The following is a 17,359-nucleotide window of genomic DNA, read 5'->3' as shown; positions in this document are numbered from 1 at the left end:
CAACCGGGCGCGGCCCCGCCCGCCGATCTGACCAGGGAGGATGGTCCCCGTGCCACGCGGAGAACTGCGCATCTATCTCGGTGCCGCCCCCGGCGTCGGGAAGACGTACGCCATGTTGGAGGAGGCCCAGCGGCGGGCCGCGCGCGGCACCGACGTGGTGATCGGTTTCGTGGAGACCCACGGCCGTCACCACACCGCCGCGATGCTCGGCGACCTGGAGCAGGTGCCCCGCCGGACCATTGACTACCGCGGCGCGGCGTTCACCGAGATGGACCTGGACGCGGTGCTGGCCCGCCGGCCACAGATCGCTGTTATCGACGAGCTGGCACACAGCAACGTGCCCGGTTCCCGGCACGGCAAGCGCTGGCAGGACATCCAGGAGCTGCTCGACGCGGGGATCGACGTGCTGTCCACTGTCAACGTGCAGCACCTGGAGTCGGTGAACGACGTCGTCGCGCAGATCACCGGCACCACCCAGCGGGAGACAGTGCCGGACGAGATCGTCCGCGCCGCCGAGCAGGTCGAGCTTGTCGACATGACCCCGGAAGCGCTGCGGCGGCGGATGGCGCACGGCAACATCTACCGACCCGACAAGATCGACGCCGCGTTGGGCAACTACTTCCGGGTCGGCAACCTCACCGCGCTGCGCGAGCTGGCGCTGCTCTGGCTGGCCGACAAGGTCGACGAGCAGCTCGACCGCTACCGCAGCCAGCAGGGGATCGCTGCCACCTGGGAGGCCCGGGAACGGGTGGTGGTCGCGCTGACCGGTGGCCCGGAGGGTGAGACGCTGGTCCGTCGGGCGGCCCGGGTCGCGGCCCGCAGCAAGGGCGCCGACCTGCTCGCCGTGCACGTGGCCCGCAGCGACGGCCTGGCCGGTGCCGACCCGGCCCAGTTGGCCCGGCAACGAGTGCTGGTGGAGAGCCTCGGCGGCACGTACCACCAGGTGCTCGGCACCGACGTGCCGGCCGCGCTGCTGGACTTCGCTCAGGGCGTGAACGCCACCCAGTTGGTGCTCGGAGCCAGCCGGCGGGGTCGCCTCGCGCAGATCTTCGCCAGAGGCGTCGGGGTGACCACCACAGCGCTGTCCGGCTCGATCGACGTGCACCTGGTCACCCACAAGCAGGCCGGCAAGGGCCGCCGGGCGGCGGCCGTACCGGCGGCGCTGTCCCGACGCCGCCGGCTGCTCGGCTTCGGCCTGGCGGTGCTGGGCATGCCGCTGCTCACAGTGCTGCTGAAGACCCTGCCGGACCTGACGCTGACGAACGACATCCTGCTGTTCCTCGCCGGGGTCGTCGGGGTCGCGCTGGTCGGTGGGGTGTGGCCGGCCCTGGTCGCCGCGCTCGGCGGCTCCCTGCTGCTCAACTGGTTCTTCACCCCGCCCTTCCGCACGCTGACCATCGCCGAGGCGGACAATCTGCTCGCCCTGGCCGTCTTCGTCGGGGTGGCCCTCGCGGTGAGCTGGATCGTCGACGTGGCCGCCCGTCGTACCCGGGAAGCCGCGCGGGCCGCCGCCGACGCGCAGACCCTCGCCGCCGTCGCCGGTGGCGTGCTGCGCGGCGAACGTCCGCTGCCCGCCCTGCTGGATCAGCTCCGGGAAACGTTCGGGCTCCGCGCGGTGAGCGTGCTGGAGTTGGCCGAGGAGGCCAGCGGGCGACCGGAGCGGGCCCGCGAGGAGCACGCCTGGTGTGTGGTGGCCAGCGTCGGCGAGCAGCCGGCCTGCACGCCCGACGCTGGCGAGACGGCGGTACCGGTCGACGACCGGATCACCGTCGTGCTCAGCGGCCGGCGGTTGGAGGCCGCCGACCGGCGGATCGTCGAGGCGTTCGCCGCCCAGGCCGCCGTCGCGCTGCGACAGGAACGGCTCGCCCAGGAGGCCGCCACCGCCCGGCCCCTCGCCGCCGCCGACCGGATGCGCACCGCGCTGCTCGCGGCGGTCAGCCACGACCTGCGTACGCCACTGGCGTCCGCGAAGGCGGCAGTGACCAGCCTGCGCAGCCACGACATCGAGTTCGACGAGTCCGACCGCGAGGAGTTGCTGGAGACCGCCGAGGAGTCACTGGACCGTCTCGCCCGGCTGGTCGGCAACCTCCTGGACATGAGCCGGCTCCAGGCGGGCGTGCTGGGCATCTCGGCGACAGCGATCGGCCTGGAGGACGCCGTACCCCTGGCGTTGGACGAACTTGGCCCGGTGGCCGCGACGGTCGGCACGGACATCCCGGCCGACCTGCCGGCCGCCACCGCCGACCCGGGCCTGCTGGAACGGGTGCTTGTCAACATCGTCGCCAACGCGCTGCGCTACAGCCCGCCGGACCAACCGCCCACGATCACCGCCAGCGCGCACGCCGGTCAGGTGGAGCTGCGGGTGATCGACCGGGGGCCGGGCATCCCGGAAGATCAGTGGGAGCACGTCTTCCTGCCGTTCCAACGCCTCGGCGACCGGGACAACCAGACGGGTGTCGGTCTCGGTCTTGCCCTGTCCCGGGGGTTGGCCGAGGCGATGGGTGGCAGCATCACCCCGGAGACCACCCCCGGCGGTGGGCTCACCATGGTGCTGCGGCTGCCCGCCGCGCCGACCAGCTCGGAGGGGCCGCAGGAATGACGCGCATCCTGGTCGTCGACGACGAACCGCAGATCCTGCGCGCCCTGCGGATCAACCTGCGCGCCCGCCGGTACGACGTGGACGTCGCCGGCACCGGGGCCGCCGCGTTGAAGGCCGCCGCCAGCCACCCGCCCGACCTGGTGGTGCTGGACCTCGGCCTGCCCGACATCGACGGCGTGGAGGTGATCCGGGGCCTGCGCGGGTGGACCACAGTGCCGATCATCGTGCTCTCCGGCCGGGCCGGCAGCGAGGACAAGGTCGCGGCGCTGGACGCGGGCGCCGACGACTACGTCACCAAGCCGTTCGGGGTGGAGGAACTGCTGGCCCGCATCCGCGCGGTGACCCGCCGCCTGGGCGCGCCCAGCGAAGCGGTGCCGGCTCTGCGGATCGGCCAGCACACAGTCGACCTGGCCGACCACAGCGTGCTGCGTGACGACGGCACCGAGGTCAAGCTGACCCCCATCCAGTGGAGCGTGCTGGAAAAGCTGCTGCGCCACCCCGGCAAGCTGGTCAGCCAACGTCAGCTCCTCCAGGACGTGTGGGGGCCGGAGTACCAGAACGAGACCAACTACCTGCGGCAGTACCTGGCCCAGCTGCGACGCAAGCTGGAGGACGACCCGGCCCGCCCCCGCCACCTCATCACCGAGCCGGGAATGGGTTACCGCTACCGGCCGTGAACCGTTGACACCCGCCGGCAGAGATTGAAGAATTTCTTTCGCAGCGGCAGCGGCGTGCTTCTGTAACCGTCCCCGTTACCGGTTACCCCTCGGGAGCCCCGCCGTGTCCCTGCCCCTTCCCCTGCCCCTGTCCCGTCGTCGGCTGCTCGTCGCCGGCGGTGCCGGCCTCGTCCTGGCCGGTCTCACCGACCCGTTCCGGGCCGGCCCCGCCCGGGCCGCCGTCACCACCGCCGACCTTGTCGTCTACGGCGCCACCTCCGGCGGGCTGGCCGCCGCGATCACCATGCGCCGGCTCGGCCACACCGCAGTGGTGGTGGAGCCCACCGGCCACGTCGGCGGGCTGAGCACGGCAGGGCTGGGCGCCACCGACACCGGCGTCCAGGCGTCCATCGGCGGGCTGGCCGCCGAGTTCTACCGCCGGGTGTACGTGAAGTACCACGGCGGAACCCTCACGCCGACGTCGCCGCTGCGGATGACCTTCGAACCGCGCGTCGCCACCGCCGTCTTCGCCGAGATGCTGGCCGAGGCGGGCGTCCCGGTGGTCGTCGACGCCCGGCTGGCCGGCCTGGGCCGAACCGGGAACCGGATCACCGAGCTGCGCACCGAGGACGGGTCGATCTACCGAGGCGGGGTGTTCGTCGACGCCACCTACGAGGGCGATCTGCTGGCCATGGCCGGGGTGGGGTTCACCGTCGGGCGGGAGTCCAACGACACCTACGGCGAGACGATCAACGGGGTGCAGTCGCGCAACACCCACCAGTTCGCCTACCCCGTCGACCCGTACGTGACGGCCGGCTCGCCCGCCAGTGGGTTGCTGCCGGGCATCTCCGCCACCCCGCTCGCCCCGCAGGGCAGCGGCGACGACAAGATCCAGGCGTACTGCTTTCGGATGTGCCTGACCCAGGCGGCCAACCGGATCCCGTTCGGCAAGCCGTCCGGGTACGACCCGATCCGGTACGAGCTGCTGCTGCGGCACATCCAGGCCGGTTACACCGGGCCGTACTTCACCACCCACTCGGTCGGCGGCGGGAAGACCGACTCCAACAACAACGGCGCCGTGTCGACCGACAACATCGGCTTCAACTACGCGTACCCGACGGCGAGCTGGGCCACGCGCGAGAGCATCATCGCCGAGCACCGCACCTACCAGCAGGGGCTGATGTGGTTCCTGGCCAACGACCCCCGACTGCCGGCGACGGTCCGCGACTCGACGGCCCGGTGGGGGCTGCCGGTGGACGAGTTCACCGGCACCGGCGGCTGGCCACCGATGCTCTACATCCGCGAGGCACGCCGGATGATCTCCGCGTACGTGATGACCGAGGCCGACTGTCGGGGCCGGGTACGCGCCACCGACTCCGTGGGCCTGGCCAGCTACACGATGGACTCGCACAACTGTCAGCGGGTGGTCGTCGACGGCAGGGTGCGCAACGAGGGAGACGTGCAGATCGGCGTGCCGGCGCCGTACCCGGTGAGCTACCGCGCGATAGTGCCGCACCAGGCGCAGTGCGCCAACCTGCTGGTGCCGGTCTGTCTCTCGGCGAGTCACATCGCGTACGGCTCGATCCGGATGGAACCCGTGTTCATGATCCTCGGGCAGGCCGCTGCCACAGCGGCGTCCCTGGCGCTCGCCGGGAACCTCGCCGTGCAGGCCGTCTCCGTGCCCACCCTGCAGACCCGGCTGCGCCAGGACGGCGCGGTGCTGGAGTGGGGCTCCACCAGCGAGGTGATCCTGGACAACGCCGCGTCCAGCGGCATCACCAGGGCCGGAACGTGGCTGCGCAGCACCAGCATCGGCGGCTACTACGGCCCGGACTACGAGCACGACGGCAACACCGCCAAGGGCGTCAACCGGCTGCGGTTCCGCCCTTCACTGCCCGCCTCCGGGTCGTGGACAGTGCAGTTGCGCTGGACCGCGGACCCGAACCGCGCGACGAACGTGCCGGTGGACATCGCGTACTCCGGGGGGTTGGTCACCCGGACGGTGAACCAGCGACAGTCGGGCGGTCAGTGGGTGCCGTTGGGCACCTATCAGTTCACTGCGGGCAGCGACGGAAGCGTGCTGATCCGCACCGAGGACACCGACGGCCACGTGGTCGCGGACGCGGTGCGTTTCGTACGCGCCTGACCGGAGGCGGGTGCCGGGTCGACCCGGTCAAGTGGCGGGGCCACCAGCAGCGGGTCGACCTGGATCACCGAAATGCCGAGCGGGCGCAGCATCCCCCGCAGTGCGGGTTCGCACAGCTCCTCCCACTGCTGCTCCGCGCCCATCGCGGCGACCAGCAACTCCGGTCGGGTGAAGGCGATGCCCACCCGTTGCCCCTGCGGCGAACGGCCGGTCCGCACCGTCCGTATCAGCCGTCCCGGCAGGTCGCGCACCGGAACGGCGAAGATCATCGGGGCCTCGTCCATTGTCGGGTTGGTCCTTTCCACACGTGTCGCGAGAGCGGCAGTCACCGGCGGCGGCGCCAGGGCACTGGTCATCGGCTGAATCGTTCGAGGTCGCGGGCGAAGCGGCGGATCGTCGCGGCCCGTGCCCAGGTCGGCGCGGGCACCGCGACGACCGGCACGGCCGCACGGGTCACGCAGTATCGGGTGACGTGGCCACGGGACCGGCCGAACCGGCCGCGATCCGGGCTGCCGACGACCAGCAGATCGGAATCGCGGTGCGCGTGGTCGACAAGCACCTGCCCGGCGTACCCCTGAGTGGCCACCAGCCGCACTGTCACGTCCCGGGGCAGGCCACCGAGCGCCGCGTCGAAGACGCCACGCAGGTAGACCAGGGCCGCCCGGTCGCACTCGTCCTGCCACCGCCAGGTCAGGGTGCCAGGCCGCCACGTCGGCGCGAAGACCCAGGCGCGGACGGCGTCCACCTGCGCGCCGTCGCGGCGGGCCAGTCCCATCGCCCGGCGCAGCGCCTGCATCCCGGCGAACGAGCGGTCGACTCCCACCACGATCCGGTGAACACCAGTGCGGCGGTTCATGCGGCGGACCCCACCCAGGCCGGACTTTCCTTTGCGGCACGCGGGTCGGTCGGCCTGGTCAGGTCGAGCGCGCGCAGGATGTAGTTGGCCTCCGCCACCTCCACCCCGGCGCGCAGGCGCAGGTCGGCCACGGCGCGGTGCAGCACGGTGATGCTGTCGGCGGAGAGGCGGACCACCGCGTCGACGTCGGCGGCGATCCACCACGCCGCGACCGCGCACGGCTCGCGCCGCAGGTACTCCACCAGGTGACTACCGGGCGCGGACGGACCGAGCCGGACGCTGACCAGCGCCTCGTGCCGCCGCTCCGGCTCGTCCGCTCCTGTCACGGGCTCGCCGGGATCGCTGGCCGTGTCGGTACCGGGTGGCGGCTCGCCGCGTTCCCAGCGTGTCATCCGCCAAGGACTCATGGACCCATCGTCACCACCGCGCGACTGCGGAGCACTGGTCGATACGCGGTTTCGACGGGCCACCGCCATTTCTTGACGCCGCGTTCACGGCGGACGCCCAGTCAGTTGCCGGGGTACTCGACGCCCACCAGCCGCTCCGAGGCGGCCCAGAGCCGGGCGGCGTCGTCGGTATTGCGCGCCGAGCGGTAGACGGTCAACTCGGTTGGTGCGCCGGTGAACTGGCCCAGACCGTCCGGGCCGTAGAACCGGCCGCCCTGCGCCTGCGGGCTGGTGGCCGCGTACAGGGCAGGAAGCAGCCCAGCATCCACCGAATGCACCAGGATCCCCCAGTGGGCCAGTCGACCCATGATCGAGTGGTGCAGCGAGGGGCGGCTGCGGCCCAGATTGGGGCCGGACGCGTACAGGTTGGTCATGGTGGTGCCCGGGTGGGCGACATTGCTCACGATGCCCCAGTCACCGGCCTGACTGCGCCGGTCGAGTTCCAGCCCGAAGTGCAGGGTGGCCAGCTTCGAGGCGTTGTAGGCGCGGATCGGCGCGTACCTGCGGTTGCTCTGGAGGTCGCCCCAGTCCAGCCGGCCGGAGCGGGCGGCGCTGCTCGACATCGTGGTGACGCGGGCCTGCCCCGCCCGGAGCAGCGGCAGCAGCCGTCCGGTCAACGCGAAGTGGCCGAGGTGGTTGGTGCCGAACTGGAGCTCGAAGCCCTCTGCGGTGGCATGTCGGGTGGGAGGGGTCATCACGCCCGCGTTGTTGATGAGAAGGTGGATCGGTCGGCCCTCGCCGAGCAGCGTGTCGGCCAGCGCGGCCACCGACCCCAGCGAGGCGAGGTCCAGCGGCCGGGTCGACACGACGGCACCCGGCGCGGCGGCTCGGACGGCCTCCAGCGCGGTGGCGCCCTTGGCCGGGTTGCGGACTGGCAGCACCACCTCGGCACCGGCGCGCGCCAGCCGGGTGGCCAGGCCGAGGCCCAGCCCGTCGCTGCCGCCGGTCACCACGGCGAGCTTTCCGGTCAGCTCCGGAACGGTCAGGTCGAGCACGACAACCCCCAGGTCAACGGTGTCCTTCATTGGTCGCCACCAACACTGGGTCAGACTTCGGCCACCGCCCAGGGTGGTCTTGTCCAGGGATCGGTAGTCCCTGCCTGACGGACCGGTGCCGGACTCGCCGGCCCGGCGAGTAACGTTCCGAACGGACCAAGATCGGCGTACGAGGAGGCACGGTGCTGACGACGACGGTGGACATCCCGACCGGTGACGGAGTGGCGGACGCGAGTCTGACTCGACCGGACGGCGACGGCCCGTTCCCGGCGGTGCTGCTCTTCATGGACGCCTTCGGGCCGCGCCCGCGCCTGGTCGAGATGGCCGAGCGAATCGCCGCCCGGGGCTACCTGGTGTTGACGCCTCACCTGTTCTACCGGGCCGGTCGGGCACCCCTGTTCGACCTGTCCCGGCTCGGCGAGGCCGACCAGCGCGGCGCGCTCTTCGAGAAGATCATGCCGTTGGTCGGCGCGTTGACCCCCGAGGTGATCAGCCGGGACACCGCCGCGTTCCTCGACTTCCTGGCCGCCCGCGACGACGTCCGACCGGGTCCGGTCGCCATCACCGGTTACTGCATGGGCGGCACGAACGCGCTGCGGGCCATCGAGGCGCACCCGGACCGCATCGCCGCGATCGCCAGCTTCCACGGCGGGCGGATCGTCACCGAGGCGCCGGACAGCCCACACCGGGGCGTCGCCTCGATCACCGGCGAGCTGTACTTCGGGCACGCCGACGCCGACCAGTCGATGACGCCCGAGCAGATCGCCGCGCTGGAGGAGGCGCTCGACGCCGCCGGAGTGCGCTACCGCTCCGAGGTCTACGCCGGGGCGCACCACGGCTACACCATGGCCGACACCCCGGCGTACGACGAGCAGGCCACCGAACGTCACTGGGCCGCCCTGTTCGACCTCCTGAACCGCACCCTGCCCGTCAGCTGACCCGCTGTGCCCCCGCTCCGCGATCTTGCACTTTGTGTCGTCGAATTGCCGGCTTAGACCTGCTTTGTCGCGACAGAATCTGCAAGATCGGCGCGAAACTGCGCTGACGGGCGCGCTGCCCGCTCAGCGGCGCAGCAGCACCGGGCCGGCGTCGATGCGGGTGCGGAACAGCGCGTACGGCTTGCGCCGAAGATCCTTGCCCCGCTGGTACTGCGGCTGCCGGTGCAGTTGGTTGGCGGTCACGTAGAGGTACCCGTCGGTGGCCACCGACATCGTGTCCGGCCAGAGCAGTCGCGGGTCGTGCACCAACGTTTCGTACTCGCCGTCAGGCAGTCGACGCAGCACCGCGTTGTGCTCGTACGCGGTGAGGTAGAGCCGCCCCGCGTCGTCGCTCTCCAACCCGTCCGAGGCGGTGCCCCGGTCGCCCTCGTCGACGACTGTCGCGGCGACCGCCTCCTGGGTGACGCCCGGGTCGGCCAGCGCCTCGGTGGACACGCTGTGCAGTCGTCGGGACGCCAGCGGGCAGTAGTAGAGCCGATCGCCGTCGGCGGAGATGGCGATGCCGTCGGAGCCCATGCTCACCGGCTTCGGCGGGCCGTCGGCCGGCCGTTCGAGGAACGGTCGGCCCTCCACCACCGGCCGGAACGACGTCAGCGGCTCCGCCTTGGTGGACGGGTGGTCGTGCAGCCGCCGCCAGGAGGCCCCGCTGGCCAGGTCCACCACGATGATCCCGTTGGGCCCGGAGTCGGCGGAGTCGGTGATGTACGCGACCCCCGCCTCGCCCCGCCGCAGGTCGAAGCGGACGTCATTGAGGTACGTCGTCGGCAGCGCCACGTCCGTCGGGAAGGTGATCACCTGGGCGACCGTGTCGGTGTCCAGGTCGATCCGGACCAGTTTGGGGCCGCCCGGCTTGGTGGGCTGGAACATCGGGCTGCCGGTGTCGAGCACCCAGAGCCGGTCGGCCGGGTCCACCACGATGCTCTGCACCGAGACGAACGCGCCCGCGTCGTCGTCGCCGGACGGGTCGTTCCAGGCCTGGTCGGGGTAGGGCATCTCCTGACCGTCGCGCAGCTCGACGACTGTGGCCGGCACCTCGTCGCCCCACTTGGGGAAGTTGACGAAGATCCGGCCCCGGTGCGAGACGCTCACCCCGGTCGGCATCGGGCCGGTGAAGGTATGCACCAGCTCCAGTTCGCCCATCGGCTCGTCGCCGACCGGCCCGTTCATGACGTCCGCCCCACGGTGCTCATCGGCTCGCTCCCTACCGGTCGGCTGTTACGGCGCTTCGGTGCGGTTGTTCCCGCCCTGGCGTCCGGTATGCCTCCGATCAGCTCGCTGGCGCGCCGGCCCGCGCTGCGGGCAGGCCGGGCACCGGGACGTCCACAGCGAGTAGCGCGCCGTCCTGCGGACCCGCCGAGTCCAGCCCCACCCGGGCCGTGCCGATGAAGAGTCGCCGCAGGTCGGGGCCGCCCAGGCAGATGCCGGCCGGCTGCCTGGCCGGCAGTCGGATCTCCCGGTCGAGGGTGCCGTCGGGCCGGTAACGGCGTACCGCGGAGCCGCCCCACAACGCGATCCAGAGGTGGTCGGCCGCGTCGAGCGTCATGCCGTCCGGCCCGCCGTCGGCGGGGGACAACCGCAGGAACGGCTCCCGCCCGCTCAGGTCACCGGTGGCGGGGTCGACGGTGAACCGGTCGATCTCGCCGCGCGGGGTGTCGGCCAGGTACATCGTGGTGCCGGTCGCGTCGAACGCCGGCCCGTTGGGGATGGTCAGCCCGGTCACCGCGGGGACCGGCTCGGCGCCGGGGGTGAGGCGGAACAGGGTGCCCCCGCCGGGCACCCTCGCGTACGTCATGCTGCCGGCCCAGAAGCGGCCGTGCGGGTCGGCGACCGCGTCGTTCATCCGGGTCGGCTCGGGCGCGTCGGCGACCAGCTCGGCGACCGGTCGGGGGTCGCCGGTGGCGGGCAGCACCGCGACGCCGGTCCCGGCGGCGGCCAGCCATGCACCGGGTCGGTCGGTCACCGGGGCGACAGCGCCGAGCGGCACGTCGAGGTGGCGTAGCTCCCGCAGCGGGCTCGGGGCGTCGCCGTCGGTCTCCAACAGTCGCCCGGCCAGCAGGTCGACGAGGACCAGTCGGTCGTCGACCCAGCGCAGGCCCTCACCCAACTCCAGCCGGTCGGTACTCCAGACGGTCGGCTCGGTCAGCTCCATGGTGCTCCTCCAAAGGGGTCGTCAGCGGACCGTACCGCCGGGGCCGTGGTCGAGCAGCGCCAGCTCGGCCCGGTCGGGCAGGCCCTCCCAGTCGCCCCGGGTGGCGACAGCGAACGCGCCGGTGGTGACGGCCCGGTCCAGTCGGGCCGACGCGTCGACGCCGTCGAGCCAGCCGGAGAGCAGCCCGGCGACGAAGGCGTCGCCCGCGCCGACGGTGTCCACCACCGACACCGTCCGGGCTGGACGGTGAATGGCACCGGTCGCGCTGTGGCTGGTCGCTCCATCGGCACCGTGCTTGACCACGACCTCGGTGACGCCGGCCGAGAGTAGCGCCGAGGCCGGATCGTTCGCATCGGTCAGCACCGCCAACTCGTCGTCGGAGGCGATCACCAGGTCGATCGAGGGCAGCAGCGGGCGCAGCGCGGCGGCGGCCTCGGCGACCGACCACAGCCGGTTGCGGTGGTTGACGTCCAGGCAGATCGTGCTGCCGGCGACGCTGGCGCGCCGCACGGCCTCCACCACCGCCTGGTACGGCTCGGGGCCGAGCGCGCAGGTGATGCCGGTGACGTGCAGCAGCCGGGGTGGTGACCCGGGCGCGTCGAAGGCCCGGGTCACGTCGGCCGGGCCCAGCCGCGAGCCGGCCGACCCGGCGCGGTGGTAGGTGACCCGGTTGATGTCGGCGACCCGATTCTCGAAGAGGATCAGGCCGGTGGGGGCGGTCGCGTCGACCCGGGACCAGGTCAGGTCGACACCCTCGGCGCGCAGCGTACGGCGGACCAGCTCACCGGGCTCGTCGGCGCCGGTGACACCGACCCAGGCGGCCCGGTGGCCGAGCCGGGCCACGCCGATCGCCACGTTCGACTCGGATCCGGCGACGGAGATTGCGGCGGTGCCGCCCAGTCGCAGTGGGCCGGTGGTGCGGAACGCCGCCATCGTCTCGCCGAGGGTGAGCAGGTCGGTCATGGCCGGACCGCCGCGAGGAAGGCTGCGGCGCGCTCGCGCAGCGCCGTCGTGTCGCCGCCTCGGACGGCGTCGCCGAGCAGCGGCGAACCGACGCCGACGGCTGTCGCGCCCCGGTCGAGGTAGCGCCGAGCACCGTCGGCGTCGACACCACCGACCGGCACGAACGCGGTACCGGGGAACGGGTCGCGCAGGGCGCCGAGGTAGTCGGGCCCGCCAAGTGAGGCAGGGAAGAGCTTGATCGCGGTGGCCCCGCCGTCGTTGGCCCGCACCACCTCGGTGGGGGTGAGGGCGCCGGCGAGCACCGGCAGCCCGAGCCGGCCGCCCTCGGCGAGACTCGCCGAGATGGCCGGAGTGACAAGGAAACCGGCGCCAGCGTCGGCCGCCGCGCGGGCGTCCTCGACGCTGAGCACGGTGCCGGCGCCCAGTGCGAAGTCGGGCCCGAGGGCGGCACGGGAGCGGCGGATGACACCGAGCGCGTCGGCGCTGGTCATCGAGACCTCGACCAGTGCGACGCCGCTCTCGGCCACTGTGAGTACGGCGGTCAGCGCGGCGTCCGGGTCCGGGCCGCGCACGATGGCCAACAGTCGATGGGTACGCAGCTCGTCGAGCAGGTTCATTCCGGTGTCCTCAGTGGTCGCGGTGGGCGGAGATGGTGAGTCGCCAGGTGACCTCGCCGGTGGGCGGGACGACCGCCGCGTCGGAGGGGCCGGCGTCGGCCAGGTCGAAGGCCGCGCCGAGCATCGGTTCGATGCCGACGCTGCGGTAGGGGCCGTTCGCCGGCCAGCCGCCCAGGTTGCGCCAGACGGCGGTGCCGCGGGGCTGGTCGGCGCACTCCAGCTCCAGAGTCAGCCGGTCGGCTCCGTCGATGACCTGGACCCGGGCGCAGTCGAGCAGCACCGCGCCGAGCGCCGTCCCGTCGTCACTGCCGAACGTGTCCAGCGTCAGCCCGGCCGGGGCCGGCCACGGCCCGGTCAACCATGGCTCGCCGGCGGGCCAGCCGCCCGGTGGCAGGAGCGCGGCGGCCTCCGGGTGCAGCCGGGTCGGGGTGCCGGCGGGCGCGTCGAGGCGGGCGGCGGGGGAGAGGTCGAGCAGGGCGTGCGCGGCCCAGACGAACCGGTACCCGGGGTCGGCGGCCAACAGGTAGTCGGCCGCCACCACGCCGGCGGAGTCGGTGATCCGGCGGGTGAGGGTGAACGTCGGCCGCTCGATGAGCGCGGTGCCGGGGCCGCCGTCGCGCCACGGCCGCGACCACACCTCGCCGTGGTCGGGCTCGCCGCGCACTGTGGGCAGGCACTCCTCCAGACCGCCGGCATCGACGAACGCGCCGTCGGGGCGCACCTCGTGCCGGCCTGGTTCCGGGCCACGCCACAGCCACTCCCGGCCGCCGCCGCGCAGACTCGTCCACCGACCGCCGTGCGCCGCGTCGTACGCCACTCGCAGGGCCACCGGCCGCGTGCCGGTCACCACTCGGCGAAGGACCCGTCGGCGTGCTGCCAGACCGGGTTGCGCCAGGCGTGTGGGGTCTGGGCGGCCTTGCGGACCGCCGTCTCGTCGACGGTGATGCCCAGACCGGGCCGGTCGAGGCGGGCGATGTGCCCGTCCACGAACCGGAACGGCTCCGGGTCGATCAGGTAGTCCAGCAACTCCGAGCCGGCGTTGTAGTGGATGCCGATGCTCTGCTCCTGGATCAGGAAGTTCGGCGTCGCGAAGGCCACCTGGAGGCTGGCCGCCAGGGAGATCGGGCCGAGCGGGCAGTGCGGGGCGAGCAGCGCGCCGTACGTCTCGGCCAGCGCGGCGATCCGGCGGACCTCGGAGATCCCACCGGCGTGCGACAGGTCCGGTTGGACCACTGCGACCCCGGCCTGCAACGGGCCGAGGAACTCGGACCGACCGTAGAGCCGCTCGCCGGTGGCCACCGGAATGGGCGTGCTGGCGACGATGTCGCGCAGGTGGTGAGCCTGGTCCGGCAGGACCGGCTCCTCCACGAAGAACGGGCGCAGGGCGGCCAGCTCGGGCAGGATCCGGCGGACGGCGGCCATTCCGGCGCGACCGTGGAAGTCCACGGCGATGTCCCGGTCGGGGCCGAGCACCTCACGGGCGGCGGCAACCCGGCCGATGACCGCGTCCACCTCGGCCGAGGTGGGGATCGGCGAGAGTCGGCCGCAGGCGTTCATCTTGACCCCGGTGAGGCCGGCGGCGACCTGCGCGGCGGCGGCGTCGGCCACCTCGCCGGGTTCGTCCCCGCCGATCCACGAGTAGATCCGTACCCGGTCGCGTACGTGCCCGCCGAGCAGCGCGTGCACCGGCGCGCCGTACGCCTGCCCGGCGATGTCCCAGAGCGCCTGGTCGAGGCCGGCGACCGCGCTGGAGAGGATCGGGCCGCCCCGGTAGAAGCCGCCCTTGGTGAGCACCTGCCAGTGCTGTTCGATGCGCAGGGGGTCCGCACCGATCAGATACTCGGAGAGCACCTCGACGGCGCCGCGCACCACCTCGGCGCGGCCCTCGACCACCGGCTCACCCCACCCGACCAGCCCGTCGTCGGTCTCCACCCGGCAGAACAACCACCGTGGCGCGACCAGGAAGGTCTCGATCCGCTCGATCTTCACTGACTGCCCCTTCGTCCCCGTGCCTTCTCGACGTCGCGGACGGCCTTGTCCAGCAACTGACGCATAGCGGTCTCGGCCGCCGTCTCGTCCCGGTCGCGCAGCGCGTCGACCACCGCGCGGTGGCTGGGTACCGGGTCGTCGTGGGGGCTGCCACCGTGCACCAGCCGGTCCCGTTCGGCGAGCCCGGTCTCCATCACCACCTCCATCCGCTCCAGCAGCTCGTTGTGGGTGGCGGTGAGCAGCGCGCGGTGGAAGGCGAGGTCGGCGGCGATGGCGGCGGCGGGATCACCGTTGGCCTGGGCCATCTCGGCCAGCGCCCGGTCGAGGGCGGTCAGGTCGTCCTCGGTGGCGCGGGTGGCGGCCAGCCGTGCGGCGGCCGGCTCGATGATGGCGCGCACCTCGTGCAGTTGGTCGAGCAACCGCTGGTCGGTGCCCTCGGCGAACTGCCAGCGGATCACGTCACCGTCGAGCAGGTTCCAGTCCGCACGGGGTCGGACGAAGGTGCCGCGCTTCTGTCGGGCGTCGACGATGCCCTTGGCCGAGAGGACCTTCAGCGCCTCGCGGAGCGCGGTGAGGCTGACGTCGAACTCCTCCTGCAACGCGACGATGTTCAGCGTCGCGCCGGCGGCGATCTCGCCGGTGAGGATGCGACGGGCGATCGCTTCGACGGTCTGCCCGTGGACGCCGCGGCGTGCGTACTGTGCCAATGCTCCTGGCCTTTTCGCTGGTCGGTATCGATCTCTCAGGCCGAGGCTTTCACCGCTGTCCAGCCACCGTCCACCACGAGGCTCGCGCCGGTGACGTACGCGGCGTCCGGCGAGGCGAGGAAGGCGACGGTGGCGGCCACCTCGTCCGGTGTGCCGAAGCGCTTCGCTACGGTCTCCGCGATGCTGCGCTGGCGGTCCTCTTCGGACACGTCGGCCCAGGCGGCGGTGAGGATCGGCCCGGGCAGCACCGTGTTGACCCGGACCTGTGGGCCGTACTCGACGGCGAGTTGGCGGCCGAGCGCGACCAGGCCACCCTTGGCCGCGGCGTACGCGGGCCGGCCGGGCAACCCGACCAGCGCGTGCACCGAGGAGATCAGCACCACCGCGCCCGAGCGTGCCCGCAGGTCGTCAAGGCAGGCGCGGACGCCGAGGAACGAGCCGGTGAGGCTGACGCCGAGCTGGTTGTCCCAGGACTGCCGGCTGGTTTCGTGCGCCGGGGCGACCCGCACGGCGTACGCGGTGCTGACCAGGATGTCGACCGGGCCGAGGCGGTCCCGTACGGCGCTCACGGCGGCCGTCCAGTCGGCCTCGTCGCTGACATCGCCCACTACGGACAGTGCGCGGTCGCCTCGCCTGGTCAGCTCCTCGGCCAATGGCGCCGGGTCGGCCACGTCGAGCAGCGCGACCGCTGCCCCCTCGGCGGCGAGTCGCCGGGCGATGGCCGCACCGATCCCGCCCATCGCACCGGTGACCAGCGCGTTCTTGCCCTCAAGCCGGCGCATAAGCTGATCCACCTGGCCCTCGCCTTGGTCTCGTCTAATCATTAATTACGAAGATATCTTGACAGTCGGCGACGGCCGATGCAACCTTCTCGTCACAGCATTCACATGGTCGACACATCGCGCGGTGACGCTGAGTGTCGTAAAGGAAGGGATACCTCCGTGAGCGACTTCGACCCCGGTCGCCGGCGATTCCTTGGCCACCTTGGGCTCGCCGGCCTGGGCGCGCTCGGCGCCAGCTCGTTCCTCAGCGCGTGCGCCAGCTCCGCCAGCGGGCCGACCACGAGCAACGGCTCGGGCGCGGTCACCATCCAGTCCAACCTCTCCTCGCCGCAGGCCAAGGCGGCGATGGAGAAGCTGATCGAGACGTTCAACGCGCAGGGCAAGGGCACGGCCAGTCTCAACACGATCGCCTCGGAGACCTTCCGGACCCAGCTGCCGACCTACCTGACCTCGGCCAACCCGCCGGACCTCTACACCTGGTACGCGGGCTCGGTCGCCAACGACTACGCCAGCAAGAACCTGCTGCTGGACGTCTCCGAGGTGTGGAAGTCACTGGACGACTACCCCCAGTCGTTGCGCACGCTCTCCACCGACGCCAGCGGCAAGCAGATCTTCGTGCCGATGAACAACTACTGGTGGGGCTTCTTCTACCGCAAGTCCAACTTCGCCAAGTGGGGCGTGCAGGAGCCGAAGACCTGGACCGAGTTCCTGGCGCTGTGCGAGACCCTGAAGAGCAAGGGCGTCCCGCCGATCGGCATCGGCCTCGGCGACACCCCGTGGGTGGCCTCGGCCTGGTTCGACTACCTGAACATCCGGATCAACGGCGCGCCGTTCCACCGCGAGCTGCTCGCCGGCAAGCAGCGCTTCGACGACCCGAAGGTCAAGGCGGTCTTCACCCGCTGGCGCGAGGCCCTGCCCTACTTCGACCCCAAGGGCAAGGCGTACCCGTTCCAGGAGGCGACCACCGCGCTGCTGGCCGGCAAGACCGGCATGTTCCTGATCGGCACGTTCTTCGCCGACGCCGCACCCAAGGACGCACTCGGCGACCTGGACTTCTTCCGGTTCCCGATCATCGACCCGGCGGTGCCGCTGGCCGAGGAGGCGCCGACCGACGGCTTCTTCGCCAGCGCGAAGACCGCCAACCCGACCGGCACCAAGGCCCTGCTCAGCTACCTCTCCGGGGTCGAGGCCCAGGAGGCGTACGTCAAGGCCAGCTCCGGCATCGTGCTGCCAGCCAACCCCAAGGCCAAGGCGTCGGACTCGCCGCTGGTGGTCAAGGGCAAGGCGATGCTGAACGAGGCCAAGGAGTTGACCCAGTTCTTCAACCGCGACTCCAGCGACGCGCTCCAGCCGACAGCGGACACCGCGCTGACCAAGTTCATCGACAAGCCGGACCAGATCGACGCGATCCTGCGGGAGTGGCAGGCCGGCGCCGAGAAGGTCTTCAAGGGCTGAC

At 72.2% G+C, this 17,359-nt stretch carries 17 protein-coding genes; 5 read left to right on the top strand and 12 right to left on the bottom strand.

The annotated features are described in order from the left end of the window. Positions 1–49: 49 nt before the first annotated feature. From NIE111_RS07955 to NIE111_RS07945, 3 genes are all read left to right on the top strand, one after another. The gene (locus NIE111_RS07955; protein WP_238683748.1) at positions 50–2,599 is read left to right on the top strand and encodes a sensor histidine kinase; all 2,550 of its coding nucleotides are present in this window, start codon (positions 50–52) and stop codon (positions 2,597–2,599) included. Further along, entirely contained in the window at positions 2,596–3,276 is a 681-nt protein-coding gene (locus tag NIE111_RS07950; RefSeq protein ID WP_238683747.1) for a response regulator, read from the top strand. Before NIE111_RS07955 ends, NIE111_RS07950 begins: the two co-directional genes overlap by 4 nt. A gap of 103 nt (positions 3,277–3,379) precedes the next feature. Further along, positions 3,380–5,401 carry an FAD-dependent oxidoreductase gene (locus tag NIE111_RS07945; protein WP_238683746.1) on the top strand — a complete coding sequence of 674 codons (2,022 nt, stop codon included), beginning with the start codon at positions 3,380–3,382 and terminating at the stop codon, positions 5,399–5,401. Here the strand turns inward: NIE111_RS07945 and NIE111_RS07940 are convergent. From NIE111_RS07940 to NIE111_RS07925, 4 genes are all read right to left on the bottom strand, one after another. Then, entirely contained in the window at positions 5,305–5,685 is a 381-nt protein-coding gene (locus tag NIE111_RS07940) for an SAV_915 family protein (RefSeq protein ID WP_238683745.1), read from the bottom strand. The two genes, NIE111_RS07945 and NIE111_RS07940, sit on opposite strands and share 97 nt — an antisense overlap. 68 nt (positions 5,686–5,753) lie before the next feature. Beyond that, a complete protein-coding gene (locus NIE111_RS07935; protein ID WP_238683744.1) occupies positions 5,754–6,257 on the bottom strand; it encodes a universal stress protein in 504 nt (167 codons plus the stop codon). After that, positions 6,254–6,664, bottom strand: coding sequence for a hypothetical protein (locus NIE111_RS07930; RefSeq protein WP_238683743.1), 411 nt, complete (start codon positions 6,662–6,664; stop codon positions 6,254–6,256). The genes NIE111_RS07935 and NIE111_RS07930 overlap by 4 nt, the downstream gene beginning before the upstream one ends. Positions 6,665–6,765: 101 nt before the next feature. Next, positions 6,766–7,728, bottom strand: a complete 963-nt coding sequence (locus NIE111_RS07925; protein WP_238683742.1) for an SDR family oxidoreductase — start codon at positions 7,726–7,728, stop codon at positions 6,766–6,768. Positions 7,729–7,880: 152 nt separating this feature from the next. On the opposite strand from NIE111_RS07925, the gene NIE111_RS07920 reads away from it, so the two are divergent. Next, positions 7,881–8,636, top strand: coding sequence for a dienelactone hydrolase family protein (locus tag NIE111_RS07920; protein WP_238683741.1), 756 nt, complete (start codon positions 7,881–7,883; stop codon positions 8,634–8,636). A gap of 123 nt (positions 8,637–8,759) precedes the next feature. On the opposite strand, the gene NIE111_RS07915 is transcribed toward NIE111_RS07920, so the two are convergent. The 8 genes from NIE111_RS07915 to NIE111_RS07880 form a co-directional block, all read right to left on the bottom strand. Further along, positions 8,760–9,863: an L-dopachrome tautomerase-related protein gene (locus NIE111_RS07915; protein ID WP_238683740.1), complete on the bottom strand. Its 1,104-nt coding sequence runs from the start codon at positions 9,861–9,863 to the stop codon at positions 8,760–8,762. A gap of 100 nt (positions 9,864–9,963) precedes the next feature. Continuing rightward, positions 9,964–10,845, bottom strand: a complete 882-nt coding sequence (locus NIE111_RS07910) for an SMP-30/gluconolactonase/LRE family protein (RefSeq protein WP_238683739.1) — start codon at positions 10,843–10,845, stop codon at positions 9,964–9,966. Positions 10,846–10,866: 21 nt separating this feature from the next. Continuing rightward, a complete protein-coding gene (locus NIE111_RS07905) occupies positions 10,867–11,808 on the bottom strand; it encodes a sugar kinase (protein ID WP_238683738.1) in 942 nt (313 codons plus the stop codon). Beyond that, positions 11,805–12,425 (bottom strand): bifunctional 4-hydroxy-2-oxoglutarate aldolase/2-dehydro-3-deoxy-phosphogluconate aldolase, encoded by a 621-nt coding sequence (locus tag NIE111_RS07900; protein WP_238683737.1) that lies wholly within the window; start codon positions 12,423–12,425, stop codon positions 11,805–11,807. The genes NIE111_RS07905 and NIE111_RS07900 overlap by 4 nt, the downstream gene beginning before the upstream one ends. Positions 12,426–12,435: 10 nt before the next feature. Next, the gene (locus NIE111_RS07895) at positions 12,436–13,275 is read right to left on the bottom strand and encodes a hypothetical protein (RefSeq protein WP_238683736.1); all 840 of its coding nucleotides are present in this window, start codon (positions 13,273–13,275) and stop codon (positions 12,436–12,438) included. After that, complete coding sequence (gene dgoD, locus NIE111_RS07890; RefSeq protein WP_238683735.1) at positions 13,269–14,414, bottom strand: galactonate dehydratase; 1,146 nt, start codon at positions 14,412–14,414, stop codon at positions 13,269–13,271. The genes NIE111_RS07895 and dgoD overlap by 7 nt, the downstream gene beginning before the upstream one ends. Continuing rightward, positions 14,411–15,121: a FadR/GntR family transcriptional regulator gene (locus tag NIE111_RS07885; RefSeq protein WP_112620721.1), complete on the bottom strand. Its 711-nt coding sequence runs from the start codon at positions 15,119–15,121 to the stop codon at positions 14,411–14,413. The genes dgoD and NIE111_RS07885 overlap by 4 nt, the downstream gene beginning before the upstream one ends. A gap of 35 nt (positions 15,122–15,156) precedes the next feature. Then, entirely contained in the window at positions 15,157–15,903 is a 747-nt protein-coding gene (locus NIE111_RS07880; RefSeq protein ID WP_238683734.1) for an SDR family NAD(P)-dependent oxidoreductase, read from the bottom strand. A gap of 159 nt (positions 15,904–16,062) precedes the next feature. On the opposite strand from NIE111_RS07880, the gene NIE111_RS07875 reads away from it, so the two are divergent. After that, complete coding sequence (locus NIE111_RS07875; protein ID WP_238683733.1) at positions 16,063–17,358, top strand: ABC transporter substrate-binding protein; 1,296 nt, start codon at positions 16,063–16,065, stop codon at positions 17,356–17,358. Position 17,359 lies beyond the last annotated feature (1 nt).

The sequence above is a fragment of the Micromonospora hortensis genome (assembly GCF_022230935.1).
Classification (GTDB): domain Bacteria; phylum Actinomycetota; class Actinomycetes; order Mycobacteriales; family Micromonosporaceae; genus Micromonospora; species Micromonospora hortensis.
The sequence above is the reverse complement of the archived record's forward strand: the minus strand, read 5'-3'. Positions and strand labels throughout refer to the sequence as shown.

What these genes read in the sequence shown, in the direction of transcription:
- NIE111_RS07950 (WP_238683747.1), top strand. Translation starts at nt 2,596, where the DNA reads ATGACGCGCATCCTGGTCGTCGACGACGAACCGCAGATCCTGCGCGCC.
- NIE111_RS07940 (WP_238683745.1), bottom strand. Translation starts at nt 5,685, where the DNA reads ATGGACGAGGCCCCGATGATCTTCGCCGTTCCGGTGCGCGACCTGCCG.
- NIE111_RS07935 (WP_238683744.1), bottom strand. Translation starts at nt 6,257, where the DNA reads ATGAACCGCCGCACTGGTGTTCACCGGATCGTGGTGGGAGTCGACCGC.
- NIE111_RS07930 (WP_238683743.1), bottom strand. Translation starts at nt 6,664, where the DNA reads ATGAGTCCTTGGCGGATGACACGCTGGGAACGCGGCGAGCCGCCACCC.
- NIE111_RS07925 (WP_238683742.1), bottom strand. Translation starts at nt 7,728, where the DNA reads ATGAAGGACACCGTTGACCTGGGGGTTGTCGTGCTCGACCTGACCGTT.
- NIE111_RS07915 (WP_238683740.1), bottom strand. Translation starts at nt 9,863, where the DNA reads ATGAACGGGCCGGTCGGCGACGAGCCGATGGGCGAACTGGAGCTGGTG.
- NIE111_RS07910 (WP_238683739.1), bottom strand. Translation starts at nt 10,845, where the DNA reads ATGGAGCTGACCGAGCCGACCGTCTGGAGTACCGACCGGCTGGAGTTG.
- NIE111_RS07905 (WP_238683738.1), bottom strand. Translation starts at nt 11,808, where the DNA reads ATGACCGACCTGCTCACCCTCGGCGAGACGATGGCGGCGTTCCGCACC.
- NIE111_RS07900 (WP_238683737.1), bottom strand. Translation starts at nt 12,425, where the DNA reads ATGAACCTGCTCGACGAGCTGCGTACCCATCGACTGTTGGCCATCGTG.
- NIE111_RS07880 (WP_238683734.1), bottom strand. Translation starts at nt 15,903, where the DNA reads ATGCGCCGGCTTGAGGGCAAGAACGCGCTGGTCACCGGTGCGATGGGC.